Consider the following 21,711-nt stretch of genomic DNA (forward strand, 5'->3'; position numbering starts at 1 on the left):
GCGGGAGGACTACTCCCACTCGATGGTGCCCGGCGGCTTCGACGTCACGTCGAGGACGACCCGGTTGACGTCCCGGACCTCGTTGGTGATCCGGGTCGAGATCTTCGCCAGGACGTCGTAGGGCAGCCGCGACCAGTCGGCGGTCATGGCGTCCTCGGAGGAGACAGGGCGCAGCACGATCGGGTGGCCGTAGGTGCGGCCGTCACCCTGGACGCCGACGGAGCGGACGTCCGCGAGCAGCACCACCGGGCACTGCCAGATGTCCCGGTCGAGACCGGCCGCCGTCAGCTCCTCGCGGGCGATGGCGTCCGCGTCGCGCAGCAGGTCCAGGCGCTCCTTGGTGACCTCGCCGACGATGCGGATGCCGAGGCCGGGGCCCGGGAAGGGCTGGCGCTGGACGATCTCCTCCGGCAGGCCGAGCTCCTGGCCGACCATGCGGACCTCGTCCTTGAACAGCTTGCGCAGCGGCTCGACGAGCTGGAACTCGAGGTCCTCGGGCAGGCCGCCGACGTTGTGGTGCGACTTGATGTTGGCGGTGCCGGTGCCGCCGCCGGACTCGACCACGTCCGGGTACAGGGTGCCCTGGACCAGGAACTCCACGGCCGGGCCCTGGTCGGCGATGATCTCGGCCTGCGCCTGCTCGAAGACGCGGATGAACTCGCGGCCGATGATCTTGCGCTTCTCCTCGGGGTCGCTGACACCCTTGAGCGCGGCGAGGAACCGCTCCTCGGCGTCCACGACGACCAGCTTGACGCCGGTGGCGGCCACGAAGTCCTTCTCGACCTGCTCGGTCTCGCCCTTGCGCATCAGGCCGTGGTCGACGTAGACGCAGGTGAGCTGGTCACCGATGGCACGCGCGACGAGGGCGGCGGCGACCGCGGAGTCCACGCCGCCGGACAGACCGCAGATCGCCCGCTTGTCGCCGACCTGCTCGCGGATGGCGGCCACCTGCTCGTCGATGACGTTGCCGGTGGTCCAGTCGGGCTTCAGGCCCGCGCCGCGGTAGAGGAAGTGCTCCAGCACCTGCTGGCCGTGCGTGGAGTGCATGACCTCGGGGTGGTACTGGACGCCGTAGAGCTTCTTCTCGTCGTTCTCGAAGGCGGCGACCGGGACGACGTCCGTGGACGCGGTGACCGAGAAGCCCTCGGGGGCGGCGGAGCAGGCGTCGCCGTGCGACATCCACACGTGCTGCTCGTCCGGGGTGCCCTCGAAGAGGGTGGAGCCGGACCGGGAGACGTGCAGGTCGGTGCGGCCGTACTCGCGGGCGCCGGTGTTGTCGACGGTGCCGCCGAGCACCTGTGCCATCAGCTGGAAGCCGTAGCACATGCCGAAGACGGGGACGCCGGCCTCGAACAGCGCGCCGTCGAGCCGGGGGGCGCCCTCCTCGTACACGGACGAGGGGCCGCCGGAGAGGATGATCGCCGCGGGGTTCTTGGCGAGCATCTCCTGGACCGGCATGGTGCTCGGCACGATCTCGCTGTAGACCCGCGCCTCGCGGACACGACGGGCGATGAGCTGGGCGTACTGCGCGCCGAAGTCCACGACCAGGACGGTGTCGGGACTGGCGGCACTGGAAGTCGCTGATGACACGGGGTGCCTTCTGGTGGTCGGGCGGGGGTCTGTGCTACCGAGTCTAACGGGGTGGGTGGCCACGCTTCCCTGCGCCGGAGCGTGGCATACTGGCCGCATGCTCGCGCAGACGACCTTCCTGTTTACCTATGGCACCCGGCCCGCCGGCTGCCATGGTCGTCCTGCTTGAGCGAATCGAGCGACTTACCAGGTGCCCCGGGCCGACAAGGCCCGGGGCACCTGTCGTTTCCGGGTCCTGCCGTTCCGGTGCACTCACCGCCACCGAGGAGCCCCGACATGACGACCGTCACCCCCGAGCAGACCCCGGAACAGACCATCGCCGACGCGCGTGCGCGCATCGACACCCTCGACGACCGGATCATCGGCCTCATCCAGGAACGGATGGCCGTGTCCACCGTCGTGCAGCGGACCCGGATCGCCTCCGGCGGCCGGCGTGTGCACCTCTCCCGCGAGATGGAGATCCTGGGCCGCTACAGCGAGGCCCTGGGCAGGCCCGGCACCTCCCTCGCGATGACCCTGCTGGAGCTGTGCCGGGGTCGCATCTGAGTTCGGTCCCGGACTCACCCGTACGGCGCGTGACCGGCCCGCGCACCGCTTCGTTGATCCCGGTGTCCGTGCCAGCCAGGGGCGGGCCCGAGAGAACCACGCGTGGCTCGCTGGGGCGATGAGGTGCACGGGTCGTGCCGTGCGCCGTGGGACCTCGCTCCAGGGAAGTGACCGGACGGCAGGGGACAGCAGCCCGGTCACCCAAGAGAACGGTCGGCTCCGGGGACGCCCGGGGCCGACCGGCGGAAAACTGCAAATATGCACCAGTGCCGGGCCAAACGGTTGCGGATGCCTCGCTCATCCAGCACGATGCGTACAAGCCCCAAGTCCCCGCGCGGGCCACGGCACTTGGCCGATCCGACCCGTCCGCCGGGGTCGAGACCACATCACAGGCGGCGCTACCCCCCGGCGCCGCCGCCAGGCACCGGCGCTGCCCTGACGTCGGTGCTGACGAGGAAGGGCCCCGCGGCTCAAGTCCCGCGGGGCCCTTCGCCATGCCCGCGCCCCCGCGACACTGTGACGCACGCCACGCGGAAATCCCGTGCGGCCGTGCAACCGTTCGCGGTCCCCGCTGATCAAACCTGCTGCCGGATCAAGAAGACGGTAAGAGCGAGGGACCTGCGTTCGGAGGGGGACGCAGGTCCCTGCCTTTGCCGGGCCGGCGCCGCCCTCCGGCTACTGCGCGGGCCGCTCCTTCGGCGGCACCGCGGGCATCCCCAGGAACGGCAGCTTCAGCGCGCCGAACGCGTCCGCCGGCACCGCCGCGTCGCGCGGCTCCACCGGCTTCAGCCGCTCGTACGCCGCGCCCTGGGCCGGGCGCGGGTCCTCCTCGCCCTTGTTCGGCCAGTACGACATGGCCCGCTCGGCCTGCGCGGTGATCGTCAGCGACGGGTTGACGCCGAGGTTCGCCGAGACGGCGGCCCCGTCCACCACGGAGATGCCGGGGTGGCCGTAGAGCCGGTGGTACGGGTCGATCACCCCGGTCTCCGGGGAGTCGCCGATGGGGCAGCCGCCGAGGAAGTGCGCGGTCAGCGGGGTGCCCATCAGCTCGCCGACGTTGCTGCCGGGGAAGCCGTTGATCTCGGCCGCGAGCGCGGTCGCGGCCTCCGAGGCGGCCCTGATCTGCTTGGGGTTGGGGGCGCCGTGTCCCTGCCGGGCCGTGAGCAGGCCCTTCCCGACGCCGCCGGGCTTCAGGTAGGTCGTCAGCGAGTTGTCCAGGGACTGCATCACCAGGCCGATGATGGTCCGCTCCGACCAGCGTCGGTTGGACAGCGAGCGGGCGACCAGCACGGGGTGGCGAGCCGCGTTCGCCAGCCAGGCGAGGACCCGCGAGGAGCCCTCGGCGTAGGGCACCTGGAGGATCGACAGACCGCCCATCGAGTTGGAGCCCTTGCCGTAGCGCACCGGCTCGATGTGGGTGTTGTCGTCCGGGTGCACCGAGGAGGTGATGGCGACACCGCGCGTGAAGTCGGCCCGCGCCTCACCGGTGGCCTTGCGGTAGCGCCGGTTGTCGGTCTGCGCGCCCACCAGCGCCTCGGAGTTGGTGCGGGTCAGGTCGCCGAGCCGGGCGGACAGGTAGGGCAGCTGACCGCCGGCCCTCATGCGGTGCAGCAGGGTCTGGGTGCCGTAGGTGCCGGCCGCGACGACGACCCTGCGCGCGGTGAAGACCCGGCCCTCGCCCTTCTTCTTCCGGTCCGTCGGCAGCGTCGTCACCGCGTACCCGCCCCGCGAGTCGTCCGTGACGGACACGACCGTCGTCAGGGGGTGGACCACCGCGCCCGCCTTCTCGGCGAGGTACAGGTAGTTCTCGTTCAGGGTGTTCTTCGCGCCGTGCCGGCAGCCCGTCATGCACTCGCCGCACTCCGTGCAGGCCCTGCGGGACGGGCCGGCGCCGCCGAAGTACGGGTCCGCCACCTCCCCGCCCGGCTTCGCCTTCGCCGTGCCGTCGGCGTCCTCGCCGTCGCCGAAGAAGACGCCGACCGGCGCGAGATGGAAGGTGTCGCCGACGCCCATCCGCTGCGCCGCCGCCTTCAGGTGCACGTCGGAGGGGGTCATGGTGGGGTTGAGCCGCACCCCGAGCATGCGCCGCGCCTGGTCGTAGTACGGCCGCAGCTCCTCCTGCCAGTCGGTGATGTCCCGCCACTGGGGGTCGTCGAAGAACGCCTTCGGCGGCACGTACAGGGTGTTGGCGTAGTTCAGCGAGCCGCCGCCGACGCCGGCGCCCGCCAGCACCATGACGTTGCCCAGCAGGTGGATGCGCTGGATGCCGTACATGCCGAGCTTGGGGGCCCAGAGGTAGTTCTTCAGGTCCCAGGAGTTTTTGGGGAGGCTGTCGCGGGTGAAGCGCCGGCCCGCCTCCAGCACGCCGACCGAGTAGCCCTTCTCCGTCAGACGCAGGGCGGACACCGATCCGCCGAAGCCGGAGCCGATGACTAGGACGTCGTAGTCGTAAGCGTCCTGGGGCACGGGGTTCTCCTCGTCGAGTTCGCGTGCGGGTGCTCTGTGGCCGGTCGCGCTCGGGCGGGGGCCGCACACATCGGTGCGGCCCCGCGCCCGTGGGCGGGTTACCGGAACCGGAACGCCTTCATGAGCCGCAGGCTGCGGCTCATGAACTGGGCGTACTTCTCGTCGTCCATGCCCAGCGACGGCGCCATCGGCAGCAGCCGCTGCCGGGCCACCGTCTGGGCCTCGGTGTACTTGAGGATGCCCTCGGAGCCGTGGCGGCGGCCGAGGCCGGAGTCCTTCATGCCGCCCATCGGGGACTGCACGCTGCCGTAGGCGGGCGCGTAGCCCTCGTTGACGTTGACCGTGCCGGTGCGCAGCCGGGAGGCGACGTCCAGGCCGCGGCGGGCGCTCGTCGTCCACACCGAGGCGTTCAGGCCGTACGGCGTGGCGTTGGCGCGCTCGACCGCCTCGTCGTCGGTGCCGAACCGGTAGACGGAGACGACCGGTCCGAAGGTCTCCTCGTCGCAGACGGCCATGGAGTCCTCGACGCCGTCGAGGATGGTCGGCTCGAAGAAGTACGGGCCGATGTCCGGGCGGGCCACGCCGCCGGCGACGACCTTCGCCCCCTTGGCGACGGCGTCCTCCACGTGCCGTTCGACCGCCTTGAGCTGCCGCTCCCCGGCCAGCGAGCCCATCTCGGCGCCGTAGGCGAGGGAGTTGCCCAGCCGCATCGCCCGCGTGCGTGCGGCGAAGCGCTCGAGGAAGGTGTCGGCGATGGACTCGTGGACGTACAACCGCTCGATGGAGATGCACAGTTGGCCGGCCGAGGAGAAGCAGGCGCGCACGGCGCCCGCGGCCGCCTTCTCGATGTCGGCGTCGTCCAGCACCAGCATGGCGTTCTTGCCGCCGAGTTCGAGGGAGACGCCGACCAGCCGGGCGGCGGCTCCCTGGGCGACCTCGCGGCCGGTGCGGGTGGAGCCGGTGAAGGAGACGTAGTCGGCGTGCCGGACCAGCTCGGGGCCGACGACCGGGCCCTCGCCGAGCACCACCTGGAAGACGTCGGCGGGCAGCCCGGCCTCGATGAGCAGGTCCCGCGCCCACAGGGCCGTGAGGCAGGTCTCGGTGTCCGGCTTCATCACCACCGCGTTGCCGGCGACGAAGGCGGGCAGCGCGTCGCCGACCGACAGCTCCAGGGGGTAGTTCCAGGGGGCGATCTGGCCGACGACACCGCGCGGGTGGCGCAGCTCGGAGACCTTGGTCAGGGTCGGGACGGCGCCGGTGTGCCGCTTGGGGCGCAGGTAGCCGGGGGCCTTCCGGCCGTAGTGGCGGGCAGCCACGGCGACGGCCTGCACCTCCTCGTGGGCGTGCAGCCGGGCCTTGCCGGTCTCCAGCTGCACCAGGTCCAGGACCTCGGCCTGCCGTTCCAGCAGCAGGTCGTGGAAGCGGAGCAGCACGGCGGCGCGCTGCCTGACCGGGGTCCGCTCCCAGACGGCCTGCGCGGCCCGCGCGGCCTCGAAGGCCCTGCGCACGTCCTCGGGGCCGGACTCGGGCAGGTCCGCCAGCTTGTCGCCGGTGAACGGGGTGTGGTTGGCGGTACGGCCGGAGCCGACGACGCCCTTGGTCAGCTGGGCCACCAGCTCCGGCGTGACCACGTCGGCGGCGGTGCGGACGCCCTCGGGGGCGGGCGCGAGCGGGTTGGTACCGGTGAGGTCCGGGGCCTGCGAGTCCGTCATGAGCCGCAGGGTATGCCGCGGCGGAGGCTTTGGGTACCCGTCGGTAACGAGGATTCACCGAGTGCTCACACGACGCCAGTGATCACTGGCAGTGAATGCGCTGATCAGGGCGTTGTCGGGTGACGATCACTCGGCGCCGGGTTTTTTCGCGAGCAGGAGACCGAGGGCGGCGAAGGGGGTGCGGCGGGGCGGGGCGGCGGGTGGGCCGGGACGGGGGTCGGTGCCGGGCACGGTCGCCGGGGCCGGGGGGTTCGGAACCGGTTCGGGTTCGCGCGCGGTGGCCGGTTGGTGGGGGGCAGCCGGTTCGGGCTCGCGCGCCGGGGCCGGAGCCGGTTCGCGCGGGGCCGCTACGGGCGTCGCGCCCGCGCACGCCTCCAGGGCCGCCGCGACCTCCGCCGCGTCCGGTCGGTCCGCCGGGTCCGGTGCGTGCAGCCGGACCAGCAGCGGCTCCAGCGGTCCCGCGTCCCCGCCCTCGACGGCGGCGGCCAGCAGCGCGCCGAGGGACCACAGGTCGGAGGCGGGCCCGGCGCCGGGGCCGGACGCGCGCTCGGGGGCGACGAACCCGGCGGGCGCCTCGTGGGCGTGGCCGTCCCCTATGCCGAAGTCGGTGACGACGACCCGACCGGTGCCCGCCTCGATCAGGACGTTGGCGGGCTTGATGTCCCGGTGCACGATCCCGACGGCGTGCGCGGCCCTGAGCGCGCCGAGGACCGCGAGCCCGATCCGGGCGGCCTCGGCGGGGCGCAGCGGCCCGCGCCGGACGGCCTCCCGCAGCGACTCGCCCTCGACCAGCTCCATGACGATCCACGGGAGCCCGTCCTCGGTGACGACGTCGTGCAGGGTGACGGCCGAGGGATGCCGCACCCGGGCGGCGGTCCTGGCCTCGCGGTAGAGCCGGTGCGCCACCCGCCGGCTCTCCTCGTCGTCCGCCGGGTCACCCGGCAGCACGGGCTCCTTGACGGCGACGTCCCGCCGCGCCGACTCGTCGCGTGCCCGCCAGACCGTGCCGGACGGCCCGGCGCCGAGAGGTGCGAGGAGCCGATAGCGCCCGCCGATCACACGTACGCCGGGCGGGAGTTCGCCGTCTCCAGTCATGTCACATGAGTACCGTGCGCACCACGCCGTTGTCGAAGCCGCAGGCTCGTGCGGCCCACCGGCGCGGGGTGAACCCGCCACCGGCCTCGCGCCCGTCGGGCCGTCCCGTGCCCGTCAGGGCGTGCTGATCTTCAGGTTCGCGATGGCCGTCCTCGCCACCTCGCGGCCGCGGGCCGTGAAGTCGCCCTTGCCCGGGTAGCCGACGAAGAGCCGGTACAGGTCGCCGGACTTGGTGCGGTAGTAGAAGATCTCGATCTCGCGCGGGCGCGGGTTCTGGCTGTCGTCCGTGGTGTAGGCGACGGTGTTGGTGGCGGCCGGCCGGCCCTGGTACCGGGCGTTGTCGTCGGGGTGCGTCCTCGCGCCCTTGGGCATGTCGAGTTCGTAGGCGCCCTGCGTCTTGAACTTCTCGTCGTCGGCGCGCATCTGCGCCACCGCGTTGCTCTTGATCTCCTGCAGCGAGTCCTCGGACCTCCGGGTCAGGTCCAGGACGACCGAGATGCCGCCGCTCCAGTCCGAGTACGACACCCGGCTCTGGTCGGTGTCGGTCTTGGCCGGGTGCCCCACCTGATAGGTGGCGGGAACGGCGAGGGTCACGCCGAGCCGGGTGTCCGTCCGTCTCGCCCAGCCGTCGGGCAGCGGACCGGCGAACGGGTCGGCGAGGACCAGGTAGCCGGCCACCGCCGCGGCCGCCACCACGACGGCGCCCACCCCGAGCCAGGTCCTCCGGCCCACGCGTCGCGACCGGGCGGCCGGCCCGGTGGCCGGCGTCTGCTCGGCGACCCTGGTCCGCTCGGCGGGCCCGGGTGCGGGAGGGTTGGCGGCGGCCTCCAGCAGGGCGCGGACCCGGGCCGCGTCCGGACGGGCGGCGGGGTCCTTCTGAAGCAGGCCGTCGACGGCCTCGGCCAGGGGGCCGCGCGCGGCGGCGGGCGCGGCCGGGGTGGCGTGCAGGACGGACTGCAGGGTGGCCGGGGTGTTGCTGCGGCGGAACGGGGAGACCCCCTCGGTGGCCGTGTAGAGGACCACGCCCAGGGACCACAGGTCGCTGGCCGGGCCGGGACGCCGGCCCAGCACCCGCTCCGGCGCGATGTACTCGGGCGAGCCGACGAAGCCGCCGGTGTCGGTCAGGTTCGTCTCGCCCTCGATCTGCGCGATGCCGAAGTCGGTGAGGACGACCCGGTCGTACCGGCCCAGCAGCACGTTGTCCGGTTTCACGTCCCGGTGCAGGACGCCCGCCGCGTGCGCCGCCTCCAGCGCGCCGAGCACCTGGAGGCCGATCCGGGACGCCTCGCGGGCGTCCAGGGTGCCCTCCTGGAGCGCGTCGCCGAGCGAGCGTCCGCGCACCAGCTCCATCACGATCCACGGCCGGCCGTCGACGACCGCGACGTCGTACACGTCGACCACCGAGGGATGGTCGAGCCGGGCCGCCGCGCGTGCCTCGCGGCGCATCCGCTCGTAGGCGTTGGCGCGTTCCCGCTCGGGAAGCGAGTCCGGCACCCGGGGTTCCTTGACGGCGACCTCGCGGTCCACCATCTCGTCCTTGGCCCGCCACACGGTGCCCATCCCGCCGTGGCCGAGCTTGGCGAGCAGCCGGTACCGCCCGGCGACCAGCCGCCCGGCCCCCTGGTCCGGGGCCGGCCGTGACGCCGGGGCCGACGCCGGTGCCGGGGCCGGTGCATGGTGCGGGGCCGGGCGTGGGTCCGGCTGCGGGCGCGGGTGCGGCCGCGCCTCGGGGCGCGGGTTCGGCGGTTGCAGGACAAAACTCGTCGTGTCGTCGGCGGTGCGGCCGACTCCCCCGTCACTGCTCATGAGTCATCCATATCGCGCCACGCGCGTCCGGAGCCACAGAGCGGCCGAACCGGTCACCGAGCCGTGACGGAGAAGGTGTCCACGGCCACGTCGAAGTACTCCCGGGCCTCGCGCACCTTGCCGACCGGCGCCGACACCCACACGTCGTACATCCGGCCGTCCTGTTCCCAGCACAGGTCGTAGGTGTGGCGCGAGCCCTCGGCGGCGCTGAAGCCGTCCCAGGTGAACTCCCAGAGCGCGGCGGGCCCTCCGGCGTGCGAGGTCCCGGTGACCCGGCCGTCGTGGTAGCCGGGGTTGGTGCTCGGCCCGTCGGCCGCCGCGCGGTTCATCACCGCGGCGGGTCCGCCCGCCTCGGGCGAGGCGACCCTGATGCCGAGGCGGAACGTCTGCCCGGACGAGAGGTAGAAGATCCGCTCGCCCTGCCGGTCACGGGTGAAGTCCTGCGGCACGGCGAGGGAGAAGCCGGCCGGGTCCCGGGCGGTGCGGTAGCCGGAGGGGGCGGTGTGGCTGCGGGAGGCGGCGGGCGCGCTGCTGGAGGTCGGCGTCGAGGACGGTGAGCCGTCGGCGGTGCTCCCGGGCGGGGAGTCGCTCGCGGTGGTCCGGGACGGGTGGCCGCTCGTCGGTGCCGGGCCGGTGGTGGGGCCGGTCGCGGTGGTGCCCGGGGTGCCGCCGGGCCCGTCCCCGCCGTGGTTCAGCAGCAGCGCCACCGCGGAGACGCCGGCCCCAGCGACCGCGGCCACGAGCAGCGCGGCGACCAGCACCCCGCGCGGCGACTGACGTACCGGCGGCGGCCGTTCGGCGGTGGGCGCCGATGCGGGCACCGGTCGGTGCGGCACGTCGTGCTGGGTCGGCGTGTAGGGCGCCCCGGTGGTACGGCCGCCGAGGTCGACGGCCCCGGGCGTGCTGCCGGTGGCGGCGGTGCCCGGCGCTGCCGGGGTGCGGCCCGTCTCCAGGTACGTCCGCAGCATCCGCTCCGCGTCCGCCGCGTCCAGCCGCCGGTCCGGATCGCGTTCCAGCAGGCCCCGGACGACCGGCAGCAACGGCTCGGCCTGGGCGGGCGGGTGGATCTCGGCGGAGACGACGGCGTGCAGGATGCCGCCGAGGGAGTCGCGACGGAACGGCGACTCGCCGCTGAGCACGGTGCACAGCAGCGCGCCCAGCGACCACAGGTCGGACTCGGACCCGGTGCGCGCCCCGGACATCCGCTCGGGCGCGGTGTACTCGGGCGAGCCCACGAAGGAGCCGGTCTCGGTGAGCGTCGTGGCGCCCGCGATCCGCGCGATCCCGAAGTCGGTGAGGACGACACGCTCGGTGCCGGACTCGACGAGCACGTTCGCGGGCTTGATGTCGCGGTGCAGGATCCCCGCCTCGTGGGCGGTGCGCAGCGCGCTCAGCAGGTCGATGCCGATCCGTGCGGCCTCGGCGGCGTCGACCGGGCCGCGCGCCGCGATCCGGTCGGCGAGCGAGCCTCCGTCGATCAGCTCCATGACGATGTAGGGCCGTTCGCCTTCCTCGACGATGTCGTGCACGACGATGATGTGCGGGTGGCGCAACTGGGCCACCGCGCGGGCCTCGCGCAGCGTACGGTCGCGCTGGCGCAGGGCGTCCTCGGCGGAGAGCGTCTCCTCCAGCGGCAGTTCCTTCACCGCGACCCGCCGGCCGAGCAACTGGTCGGTCGCCCGCCACACGACGCCCATGCCCCCGCGGCCGATCAACGCCTCCAGGCGGTAACGGCCCGCGATCACACGGAAGACGTCCCCCTCGGTCCCCATGCGCCCCATCATGCCCCATCGGACAGGCGCCTTCCGGGACGGCGATCGGCCAAGTGTGCCGTCACCCCGGGTGAGTTCGGCCGGCTCGTCGGCGGGTGTGGCCGGATCATGCTGGGCCGTCAGCGGTGATCATTTTCAGCCACAACTCGTCCCGGAAGGTAAGCAAAGAGCGGCAAATCGCCGTGGAATAGGCGCTATACAGGGTAAAACGGGTGGCCTGAATCATGCTGTCCTGCGAAACATGGAACCCTTACATTCCCCTTATGCGAAACACTTTGAAGCGACTTTCCGTCACGGGCGTCGCGGCTCTGGCGATCTTCGCCACGACCACGGTGACCAATGCCAGCGCGGCGAGCGGCGGGGCCGCGTGCTCGGTGACCGGTGCCTCGGGAAGCCTCACGTTCACCAACTGGACGCCCAGGCACGTGGACATCAGCGGCTGGGTCAAGGACACCGCCGCCGATGGTCACCACGTGGCCATCCGGCTCGTCTCCATAGACGACAGCACCGGATGGGTGACGGAGTGGCCCTGGCACTCCGAGTACGACGGGAACGGGCAGACCCTCTCCTTCAGCACGTACGCGAACCCCACCGGCGACGACCTCGACTACGTCGGCGCGCAGGTGGCGGTCATCGAAGGCGGCACGATCGTCCGTGCTTGCTCCGACTACGCCTGATCAACCCCCGGGTCACCCTTCCTGGAAGCTGCGCAGGATCCAGTCGAACTGCTTCTTGGTGGTGGCCCAGTCGTCGGCCGGAGACGCCTCGTAGAGGGCGTACTCGGTGCCGGCATCGTTCACGTACCCGACGTCGATCGCGTGGTAGGGCCCCGGGAAGTAGTGCGGCGGGTCCTTGGCCAGGGCGTTCCACGTGTACTCCCAGTGGACGCCCGGCTGGTCGCGGAAGAGCTCCTTCTTGAAGATCAACTGCTTGTAGTTCACCAGCCGCCCTGAGACCCGATGCTCGTTCAAGAAGGTCATGTGCTCGTACGAGGTGGGGTAGTCCGGCGCGGTGTCGACGGCGACGCGCACCAGGTGCTTGCCCTTGTCGGGCGAGTAGTCGACCTGCCGCAGGCCGTCCTGGTCGATGGAGACGGTCCGCTTCCAGCCCTTGGGCAGGGAGATGCTGAAGCCCACCGGGTCCTTGATCCGCTCCCAGCCGGTGGGAACCGTCCCCTGGCCGCCACCGCCGCCCGGACCGACGCTGCCACTGACGCTGGGACCGGGACTCGACGTCCCGGAGGCGGAGCCGCCGTGGCCGCTCGTGCCGAACTGCTGCAGCGCGACCGCGACTCCTCCGCCGACGATCGCGGCGAGGGCCACCACCAGGGCGAGCGTGCGCAGCCGGCGACGTCTGGGGGGCCGTACGGGCTGTGGCTGCTGTGTCGGCTGCCCCTGCGGGACGGGCGTGTGCTGCCCGGAATGCGTGCCGTACGGACCAGCGACCCGCGTCGGTCCGGTCACCGGCGGGTACGGCGTCCCGGTGGGCCGCTCCGCGCCGGCGCGCGCCGGGCCCGTCGGCGGCTCCGGCCGGAAGCCGCCGGGCTGCGTGGGCACGTACACCTGCGCCGCGCTCGGCCGCCGGCCCTCCGCCGCCTCGGCGAGCAGTTGCTCGGTCTCGTCCGTGCCGGGCCGCCGCGCCGGGTCCTTCTGCAGCAGGGCGGTGATGACGGGCCCGAGCGGACCGGCGTACCGCGACTCCTCCGCCTCCTCCTCCACGACCGCCTGCATGGTGGTCAGCGGCGAGGTCCGGCGGAACGGCGAGCGGCCCTCCACCGCCGTGTACAGCGTGGCGCCCAGCGCCCACAGGTCGGAGGACGGGCCGGGGTCGTGGCCGCGCACCCGCTCGGGGGCGAGGTAGTCGACCGAACCGACGACCTCTCCCGTGCGGGTGATGGTGGTGTCGCCCTCGATCTGCGCGATGCCGAAGTCGGTGAGCAGGACTCGGCCGTCCCGGCCGAGCAGCACGTTGCCTGGCTTGACGTCCCGGTGCAGCACGCCGGCGGTGTGCGCGGCGCGCAGCGCCCGCAGCACCCACAGGCCGATCCGCGCGGCCTCCCGCGGGTCGATGCGCCCGCGCTCCTTGACCGCGTCGGCCAGCGAGTGGCCCTCGACCAGTTCCATCACGATCCACGGGCGGCCGTCGTGTTCGAGCACGTCGTGGACGGTGACGACGGCGGAGTGGTTGATGCGCGCCGCGGCACGGGCCTCGGCCCGGGTGCGGGCGAGCAGCACGGCCTGCTCACTCTCGGAGACGTAGAGCGCGGCGGTCAGCTCCTTGACGGCGACCTTCCGGTGCAGCACCTCGTCGTGGGCGCGCCACACCCGGCCCATGCCGCCGCTGCCGATGGAATCGGCGAGCCGGTAGCGGCCCGCTATGAGCAGGCCCTGCATCTGATTCACGTTGCCCCGCAATGCTCTTGACAGGGTCAGACTAAGGACCGGCCTGTCCTCTGGGAACAAGCGGGGTACCAAGGTGACAGTCCTGTGACGGTTGTCGCCGCGGCCTGTCGCCGGGAGCCGAAGTCCCCTTCCTCCAGGCGGTATACGGGGCGCTCATCCCGTGTAGCGGTACGTCGCGACCGCCTGGTCGTACAGCCGTGTCACCTCGTCCCGCTCCGCCTCCGGGCCGCGGACCTGGACGATGTGGTAGCGGCCGTTCAGCAGGATCGCCATGTTGCGCACGTACAGGTCGCGCCCCTGCCCGTCGGTCCAGGTGAACTGGCCCTCGGCCATGGTCCGGCCGCCCACCTCGATGGTCCGCAGCCCGGTGGCGGTGGCCCAGCTCGAGGAGCGGTACGGCTGGAGTTCGCGCTCCTTGTCGCGCTGGTAGACCATCGGGTCGCTGCCGTTGGACGAGGAGCCGTCCCGGCCCGGTACGACGAGCAGTTCGAAGTTCCCGTGCGAGTAGACCACCTGACCGGCGCCGTTCTTGGGCGTGCGGTCCCAGCCCTTGGCGACGGCGACCTGGAAGCCGTCCTGGTCCTTGCGCAGGGTGAAGCCGTCGGCGACCGACGGGTCCCCGCCGGTCTGGGTCTCGGTGGCGGGCGCGGACGCGGACGCGCCGGGGGTGCCGCTCGGCGGCTGCCCGCCGGACGGCTGCCGGACGTGGGAGGGCGCGGAACTCGGCTGCCCGGCGCTGCCGGTGCGCTCGCCGCCCGCCGCGCCGCTGTCCCCCTGCTTCGGCATGAACAGCATCGCGTACGCCACCGCGCCGGCCAGCAGGAGCAGGATCAGCAGGAGCAGCGTCCGGCCGAGGCTGCGCGGCGAACCAGCCTTCTCCTGGGCCCGCTTGTGCCGTCCGTGCGGATGGGTGGCCGGCGCCCCGGCACGCCTGCGCCGCACCAGCTCGCCGCGGCGCCGGACGATGGGCAGGCGGCTCGGGTCGGGGGGCGGGACGGGGACCACGTGGACCCCGGCGTTCGGCTCGGGCGCGGACCGCACCAGCGAACGCAACCAGCCGCCCAGCTCCTCGAAGTCCAACCGGTCGGTGGGGTCCTGACGCAGCAGCGACTCCACGACCGGACGCAGCGGCCCGCACTCCTCGGCGAAGGCGGGCGGTTCCGCGCACACCATCTGGACCAGCTCGGCCGTGGACTCCTCGGGGTAGGGCGCGTGTCCCTGGACGGCCCGGAAGAGCAACGCGCCGAGGGCCCACAGGTCGGTCGCGGGCCCGATCGGCGCCGCGAGCTGCCAGTTCTCGTGCACGGGCCCGGCCTGCTCCGGTGCCCAGCGCTCGGTCACCGGTCCCACCACGGTCATCCGCACCTGGCGGGCCCGTTCGGCGGCGAGCGCGGTGCCGGGGCCGCGGCGGGCCGCGGCCCCCGGTTCGTCCCAGCGGGAACCGGCGGGTGCCGCGCCCGCGGCGGGGCCGGGCGCCTGACCGGGAACGGTCACGCCCTGCCCTGGGCCGCCCTGCCCGGGACCGTCGTGACCGGGGCCGTCGTGACCGGGACCGTCGGGGTGGCCGCCGGACGTCTGGCCGGGCAGCGGCAGCCGGGTGGGGGCGGGCGCGGCCGAGGGTCCGAGGCGCCGGCGGTCGGTGCCCGGCGCCGTCGCGGGGTCACCGGCCGCGGGGCGCGGTGTGGCGCCGTGCCAGGGGGCGCCGTGCACCCCGTAGGGGTCGGCGATGCGGCCCGGCGGTGTGCCGGCCGGGCCCGCGGAGTACGGCGGCTGCGGGCCGCCTCCGGTTGCGTCCCCGCCGCCGGCCTCGACCTCGGCGGGCGGGCGGGCTCCGGGCAGTGCGGGGCGGCCGCCCTGCTGGGCCTCCTGGACCCGGGCGGCGGCCCGGGCTCCCGCACGGTAGGCGGCGATGGCACCGGCCCGCGCGGCGCGGATGTCGTCACCGCTCTCCAGGGCCCGCCGTCCGGCGGGTCCGGGGACCGTGGGACCGCCGGAGATGCCGTTCGCGCCCGGCACCGGCAGCCCGCCGGCCGCCCGCGCCTGGATCGCGGCCCGCCGCGCGGCCTCGGGGTCCGTGCCGGAGGCGCCGGTGCCGGCAGGCGGGACCGGTACGCCCGCGCCCGTCGTCCCCCGCCCGCCGGGGCCGCCGAGGCCAGGACCCCCTAGGTCAGGGCCGCCGAAGTCCGGTCCACCGGGGGCGCCACCGGCCGCACGTCCCGGCCCGAGCGCCCCGACCGGTCCTTCCCGGCCCGGCCCGCCGTCCCGGCCTTCCCGGTCTCCCCCGTCGCCGTCGTCGCCGTCGTCCTGTCCCGGCACCGGGTCGTACCCGCACAACGCCTCCTCAGCCGCGCCGACCGCGAGGCCGGTGAGCATGACCCGGCCGTCGTCGCAGACGAGGACCGTGCGGGCGGTGATGTTGCGGTGCACCCAGCCGTGGCCGTGCAGGACCCGCAGCGCCATGAGGACGTCGGAGGCGACCTCGGCCGCCCGGTACGGCGTCAGCGGCTCCTCGGCCAGCAGCGCGGACAGCGGGCGCGCCGCCACCCACTCGCTGACGATCCACAGCGAGCCGCCCTCGGCGAACACGTCGAAGACCTGGTCGAGACGCGGATGGTCGGGCACGCGGGCCGCCGCCTGCGCGGCCTCCACGGCGCGCCGCACGGCCGGGTCCGAGGGGCGGCGGGTGGCGGTACGGGCCGCGGGGGCGCGGCGGGCGCCGCGCTCACGGGCGGTGAACCCCTCGGGCAGCCCTTCGGCGTCGAGCACCTCGGCCTCGACGACCTCCGGCAACGGCACCTGACGGACCAGCACCTCCTGGCCGCTGTAGGTGTCGAAGGCCCGGGTCTCGGTCAGCTCGTACTCGTCGGAAGGCGGCAACGGCAGGCGGTAACGGTCCGCGAGCACCCGGCCCGCATAGTCGTCCACGTTGCCTCCCCCGGCCGCCTGGTCGTTCACATCCGTTCCCTGACGGACCGTTCCGCATCCACATTCGGCTGCGTACCGTCCGCAACCATTCACGATACGTGCCAGAGGCAACCCACATTGAGGGGTTGACGGATTCTCACGTACCCGGACCGGGCTCGGTCACGTCACGACTTGGGCTCGAAGGACCCCGTCAGCGTCTTCCAGGTGGCCTTGCGCAGCCCGCTGTCCCACTTCGCGGCCTTCGCGGTGTACATCAGCGCGTACCCCTGATGGCCGTTGACCACGAACCCCCGGTCGATCGTGCGGTACCGGGTGCCGCCGTCGACGTAGGTGAACTCCCAGTCCGCGGTGTTCCAGCCGCGGTAGTCCACCTTCTCTATACGGATCTTGTGGTACTGGGAGCGCACCATGTACCGCGACTGGTTCTGCCAGTCCGCCACCGGGTCACCCTTGGGCGTGCTGGTCCAGGCGACGAGCAGCTTCTGCCCCTCGGGGCCGGTGTAGCGGTCGCCGGCCGCGCCGGTGGTCTGGAATTTCCAGCCCTTGGGCAGCCCGATCGAGTAGCCCTGGCCGCCCTTGTGGGTCGACTCCACGGGCGCGCCGCCGCCCTTCGAGCCGGACGACCCGTGGTCGTCCGCGTCGCCGGACGGGTCGGGGCTCGCCGCGTCGTCGGTGGTGGAGCCGGTGGAGGCCGACGCCGAGGTGTCGCCGTCCGTCCGGGTGCCGCTGTCGGAGGACTTCTCGCCGCTCCTGCTCTTGTCCTCCTTGGTGGAGGCGGTCGCGCTCGCCGAGGTCCGGGCGCCGCTGCCGCTCGTGTCGCCGCCCTTGTCACCACCGTTGAGGACGATGGCCAGGACGACGCCGATCACGGCGAGGACGACCACCACGGCGATGATCACCAGCGTGCGCTTGGGCACCACGTCGGTGAGCGGCGCCCTCGGCACCGGCCGCGGCGGCAGGTCGAGATCCGGCGGCGGCATCACGGGCCACCCGGAACTCGGCTTCGTGGCCGACGAGTTCGGCACGGCCGAGGAGCCCTGGGCCGGACCGGCCGGCACTCCCGAGGCACCGGAGCCGCTCTCCACCGCCGCCCCACCGGCGGCCGCCTTGCCGGCACCGTTCTTCGTCGTCCGCGCGGTCGCCGCGGCACCGGCCGCACCGGCCGCCTTGCGGACCGAGCGCAGCGCCCCGCGCAGCTTCTCCCCGGCCTCTTCGCCGCGCTTGCCGTCGGGGCCGTCGGGCTGCGCCGGCAGCGGCACCACCCGCGTGGCGTCCATGGCCTCGGGCGCGGGCGCGTGGATCACCTGGTTGAGCATGACCCGGGCACGGGCGTCGTCGAGCCGCTGCGCCGGGTCCTTGTTGAGCAGGCCGTAGATGACGTCCCGGAGCGGACCGGCGTTCTTGGGCTCCTCCAGGGGCTCGGTCATCACCGCGGTCAGCGTGGCGATCGCCGAACCCTTGTCGTACGGCGGCAGTCCCTCGACCGACGCGTACAGCAGGCCGCCCAGCGACCACAGGTCGGCGGCGGGGCCGGGCTTGTGCCCCCGGGCGCGCTCCGGCGAGATGTAGGAGGGGGCGCCGACGAGCATGCCGGTGGAGGTGATGGACGGGTCGCCCTCCACCTGGGCGATGCCGAAGTCGGTGAGCACGACCCGGCCGTCCTCGGCGATCAGCACGTTGGACGGCTTCACATCGCGGTGCAGGATGCCCTCGCGGTGCGCGGAGCGCAGCACGTCGAGGACGGCGAGGCCGACCTCGGCCGCGCGCTTGGGCTCCAGCAGGCCGTCCTCGCGGATGACCTCGGCGAGGGACTTGCCCTCGACCAACTCCATGACGATCCAGGGCCGGTCGTCCTCGTCGACCACGTCGAAGACCGTCACCGCGCTGTTGTTGCGGATCCGGGCGATCGCCTTGGCCTCGCGCAGGGTGCGCGTGATCAGACGCCGCTTCTCCTCGTCGTCGATGTTCGACGGGAACCGCAGTTCCTTGACGGCGACCGTCCGGCCCAGGGTCTCGTCCTCGGCGCGCCACACCGTGCCCATGCCGCCGCGGCCCAGTACGTCTCCCAGCCGGTACCGCCCGGCGAGTAGACGACGCTCGCTCTTGTCCTGACGAGTCTCCTGACGGGATGTCCCCGCCCGCTCCGCCTCCGACATGCGTCCCCTCATGCAACCCGCCCTGACAGAGCCTCCATTGTCTCTCACCCGACAAGTGGCCGACGCCCAGGGTGCCCCTGACGCCGCCCCGCCCGCCGCGCGCCCGGGGACCCGCTCAAGTGGGGCTCCGTTCCGGCGGGATGATGGGTCCGAGCATTCCGGCGCAGAACCGCGCAGACGCGAGGAGATCCGGTGAGAGCCGGAGAAGCCGGAGAACCCGGAGAAGAAGGGAGCCCGGATGCCGACGCTTCGGGCACTGCTGTCCCTCCCGCTGCTCCTGGCCCTGCTGCTCGCACCCGCCGCCGCCACCGGCCACGCGACCGGCGTGACGGACCCGGTCCTCCCGCTGCTCGTCACCGAGGGCGGGGCACCCGCCGCTGCCCTGCTGGCCCGGGACGGCGACCGCACGCGCTACACGGCCGCCGGCCGGGGCATCGCACGGGCCGACCACTTCCGCGCCGGCAGCGTCACCAAAAGCTTCGTCGCCACCGTCGTGCTGCAACTGGCCGACGAGCACCGGCTGGCCCTGTCCGACACCGTCGAGCGGTACCTGCCGGGGCTGCTCCGCGGACCCGGCACCGACGGGCGGCACATCACCCTGCGCGCCCTGCTCACCCACACCAGCGGCCTCGCCGACTTCACCCGGGCCACCCACGGCGCCGTACCGCTGACCTCGCTTCAGGCCGTACGCACCGCCCTCTCCCTCCCTCCGGCCCGACCGGGCCGGTACTCCTACTCCAACACCGGCTACGTCCTGCTCGGCATGGTCGTCCGTCAGGTCACCGGCCACTCGTACGCCGCCGAGGCCCGGCGCCGGATCATCGCTCCCCTGGGTCTGACGGGCACCTCCTTTCCCGGATCCCGCACCTCACTTCCGCTGCCGCACGGCCGCGCCTACGCCGCCGACGGTTCCGACGTCACCGCACTCGACCCGCGCGTGGCCGGCGCGTCGGGCGAGCTGGTGACCACGCTCGACGACCTCGACCGCTTCTACGCCGCCCTGCTGGGCGGCCGGCTGCTGCCCCCGCGATGGCTGCGCGAGATGCTCGACACCCGGACCGCACACGGCTCGTACGGCATGGGGCTGTTTCCGGTCGGGCTGCCGTGCGGCGTCACGGTGTGGGGGCACAACGGCCGCATCACCGGCAGCTACGTGCGCACCGCAGCCACGGTGGACGGCCGTCGTGTCCTCACCTTCCGCATCGACACGACGGAGATCTCCGACCCCGGCCTCGAACCTCGCCTGCTCGCCGCCGAGTTCTGTCCCCGCACCCGGTAGAACGGACGGCACCCGACCGGAGATCCCGGCCGCGGCCACCCGTTCGGGTGATGTCCGCCGCGACCGCCCGGAGCCGGCGGGCACGCCACCGGAGCCGTCACTGGAGCCGACACCAGAGTCGTCACTGCAGCGGCACGATGTCCGGCGCACCCAGCCGGGCCGCGTCGGCCGTCAGGTCGTCCGGCTGGCGCTGGGACTCCCGCTCCGCCTCGACCCGCTTCTCGTAGTGCTCCACCTCGCGCTCGATCTGGTCCTTGTCCCAGCCGAGGACGGGCGCCATCAGCTCGGCGGCCTCACGGGCGCTGCGGGTGCCCCGGTCGAAGGTCTCGATGGAGATGCGGGTACGGCGGGTGAGGACGTCGTCCAGGTGCCGCGCGCCCTCGTGCGAGGCCGCGTACACGACCTCGGCGCGCAGGTAGTCGTCGGCGGCGTGCAGCGGTTCGCCCAGGGCCGGGTCGGCGGTGATGAGGTCCAGGACCTCCTCGGCCATCGAGCCGTACCGGTTCAGCAGGTGTTCCACGCGGACCACGTGCAGTCCGGAGCGGGCGGCTGTCCGCGCCCGCGCGTTCCACATCGCCTGATATCCCTCCGCGCCGAGCAGCGGGATCTCCTCGGTGACGCAGTCGGCGACGCGCATGTCGAGCCCGTGCACCGCCTCGTCCACGGCGTCCTTCGCCATCACCCGGTACGTCGTGTACTTGCCGCCCGCCACGACCACGAGGCCCGGCGCCGGATGCGCCACGGTGTGCTCGCGGGACAGCTTGCTGGTGGCGTCGGACTCGCCGGCCAGCAGCGGGCGCAGGCCCGCGTACACGCCCTGCACGTCGTCGCGGCTGAGCGGGACGGCGAGCACCGAGTTCACGTGCTCCAGCAGGTAGTCGATGTCGGCGCTGGAGGCGGCCGGGTGGGCCTTGTCGAGGTCCCAGTCGGTGTCGGTGGTGCCGACGATCCAGTGCCGTCCCCAGGGGATGACGAACAGGACCGACTTCTCGGTGCGCAGGATCAGGCCGGTGGTGGAATGGATGCGGTCCTTGGGCACGACCAGGTGGATGCCCTTGGAGGCGCGGACGTGGAACTGGCCGCGCTCCCCCACCATGGCCTGGGTGTCGTCGGTCCATACCCCGGTGGCGTTGACGATCTGCTTGGCCCGGATCTCGTACTCCCCGCCGCCCTCGACGTCCTGCACCCGGGCGCCGACGACCCGCTCGCCCTCGCGCAGGAACCCGGTCACCCGGGCGCGGTTGGCCGCGTGGGCGCCGTACGACACCGCGGTGCGCACCAGGGTCGCTACGAACCGGGCGTCGTCCATCTGCGCGTCGTAGTACTGCAGGGCGCCGACCAGGGCGTCCTTCTTCAGGCACGGTGCCACGCTGAGGGCGTGACGCCGGGTCAGGTGCCGGTGCAGGGGCAGGCCACGGCCGTGCCCGCGGGCCATCGACATGGCGTCGTACAGGGCCACGCCCGAACCGGCGTACCAGCGCTCCCAGCCCTTGTGCTGGAGCGGGTAGAGGAACGGCACGGGTTTCACCAGGTGCGGGGCGAGCCGTTCCAGGAGCAGGCCGCGCTCCTTCAACGCCTCGCGGACCAGGGTGAAATCGAGCATCTCCAGATAGCGCAGGCCACCGTGGATGAGCTTGCTGGACCTGCTGGAGGTGCCGGAGGCCCAGTCGCGGGCCTCGACCAGTCCGGTGGACAGGCCACGGGTGACGGCGTCCAGCGCGGTACCGGCGCCGACCACTCCGGCGCCGACGACCAGCACGTCGAGTTCACGCTCCGCCATCGCCGCCAGTGCCTCGGCGCGCTGTGCCGGGCCCAGAGTCGCTGTCCTCACCGCTGCCTCCCGCTGTCGAAGAACTCGCTCGCGTCGGCCGCACCCGGCGGGCGAAGCCCGGTTCACCCCCTCCTCATGCCCAAATTCTGACGGGGATGCCCGGCTTCAGCCACCACGCGCTTCCAACCTGT

Annotated in this window: 13 protein-coding genes; 3 read left to right on the forward strand and 10 right to left on the reverse strand. The window is 73.3% G+C overall.

Annotated elements, in window-relative coordinates:
* Window positions 1–9: 9 nt before the first annotated feature.
* Window positions 10–1,590 (reverse strand): glutamine-hydrolyzing GMP synthase, encoded by a 1,581-nt coding sequence (gene guaA, locus PV343_RS32465; protein WP_319150625.1) that lies wholly within the window; start codon window positions 1,588–1,590, stop codon window positions 10–12.
* Window positions 1,591–1,866: 276 nt separating this feature from the next.
* Between guaA and PV343_RS32470 the strand changes: the two genes are divergently transcribed.
* Window positions 1,867–2,136: a chorismate mutase gene (locus PV343_RS32470; RefSeq protein WP_319150626.1), complete on the forward strand. Its 270-nt coding sequence runs from the start codon at window positions 1,867–1,869 to the stop codon at window positions 2,134–2,136.
* 675 nt (window positions 2,137–2,811) lie between these two features.
* Here the strand turns inward: PV343_RS32470 and PV343_RS32475 are convergent.
* From PV343_RS32475 to PV343_RS32495, 5 genes are all read right to left on the reverse strand, one after another.
* Entirely contained in the window at window positions 2,812–4,602 is a 1,791-nt protein-coding gene (locus tag PV343_RS32475; protein ID WP_319150627.1) for a GMC family oxidoreductase, read from the reverse strand.
* A 98-nt stretch (window positions 4,603–4,700) separates the two neighbouring features.
* Window positions 4,701–6,314: a succinic semialdehyde dehydrogenase gene (locus tag PV343_RS32480; RefSeq protein WP_319150628.1), complete on the reverse strand. Its 1,614-nt coding sequence runs from the start codon at window positions 6,312–6,314 to the stop codon at window positions 4,701–4,703.
* 126 nt (window positions 6,315–6,440) lie between these two features.
* Entirely contained in the window at window positions 6,441–7,409 is a 969-nt protein-coding gene (locus tag PV343_RS32485) for a serine/threonine-protein kinase (protein ID WP_319150629.1), read from the reverse strand.
* Window positions 7,410–7,523: 114 nt separating this feature from the next.
* Complete coding sequence (locus tag PV343_RS32490; RefSeq protein WP_319150630.1) at window positions 7,524–9,215, reverse strand: serine/threonine-protein kinase; 1,692 nt, start codon at window positions 9,213–9,215, stop codon at window positions 7,524–7,526.
* A gap of 53 nt (window positions 9,216–9,268) precedes the next feature.
* Window positions 9,269–10,987 (reverse strand): serine/threonine-protein kinase, encoded by a 1,719-nt coding sequence (locus PV343_RS32495; protein ID WP_319150631.1) that lies wholly within the window; start codon window positions 10,985–10,987, stop codon window positions 9,269–9,271.
* 263 nt (window positions 10,988–11,250) lie between these two features.
* On the opposite strand from PV343_RS32495, the gene PV343_RS32500 reads away from it, so the two are divergent.
* Complete coding sequence (locus PV343_RS32500; protein WP_319150632.1) at window positions 11,251–11,664, forward strand: hypothetical protein; 414 nt, start codon at window positions 11,251–11,253, stop codon at window positions 11,662–11,664.
* Between the two features lie 12 nt (window positions 11,665–11,676).
* On the opposite strand, the gene PV343_RS32505 is transcribed toward PV343_RS32500, so the two are convergent.
* From PV343_RS32505 to PV343_RS32515, 3 genes are all read right to left on the reverse strand, one after another.
* Entirely contained in the window at window positions 11,677–13,380 is a 1,704-nt protein-coding gene (locus tag PV343_RS32505) for a serine/threonine-protein kinase (RefSeq protein WP_319150633.1), read from the reverse strand.
* Between the two features lie 162 nt (window positions 13,381–13,542).
* On the reverse strand, window positions 13,543–16,344 hold the full coding sequence (locus tag PV343_RS32510; RefSeq protein ID WP_319150634.1) for a protein kinase: 2,802 nt from the start codon (window positions 16,342–16,344) through the stop codon (window positions 13,543–13,545).
* A 134-nt stretch (window positions 16,345–16,478) separates the two neighbouring features.
* Entirely contained in the window at window positions 16,479–18,470 is a 1,992-nt protein-coding gene (locus PV343_RS32515) for a serine/threonine-protein kinase (RefSeq protein WP_319150635.1), read from the reverse strand.
* A gap of 238 nt (window positions 18,471–18,708) precedes the next feature.
* Here PV343_RS32515 and PV343_RS32520 point away from each other — a divergent pair, with 238 nt between their 5' ends.
* Window positions 18,709–19,749, forward strand: coding sequence for a serine hydrolase domain-containing protein (locus tag PV343_RS32520; protein ID WP_319150636.1), 1,041 nt, complete (start codon window positions 18,709–18,711; stop codon window positions 19,747–19,749).
* A gap of 121 nt (window positions 19,750–19,870) precedes the next feature.
* Here PV343_RS32520 and PV343_RS32525 read toward each other — a convergent pair whose 3' ends face one another.
* Complete coding sequence (locus PV343_RS32525) at window positions 19,871–21,580, reverse strand: glycerol-3-phosphate dehydrogenase/oxidase (RefSeq protein WP_319150637.1); 1,710 nt, start codon at window positions 21,578–21,580, stop codon at window positions 19,871–19,873.
* Window positions 21,581–21,711: the final 131 nt, after the last annotated feature.

Source organism: Streptomyces sp. WI03-4A, from assembly GCF_033792105.1.
GTDB lineage: Bacteria > Actinomycetota > Actinomycetes > Streptomycetales > Streptomycetaceae > Streptomyces > Streptomyces collinus_A.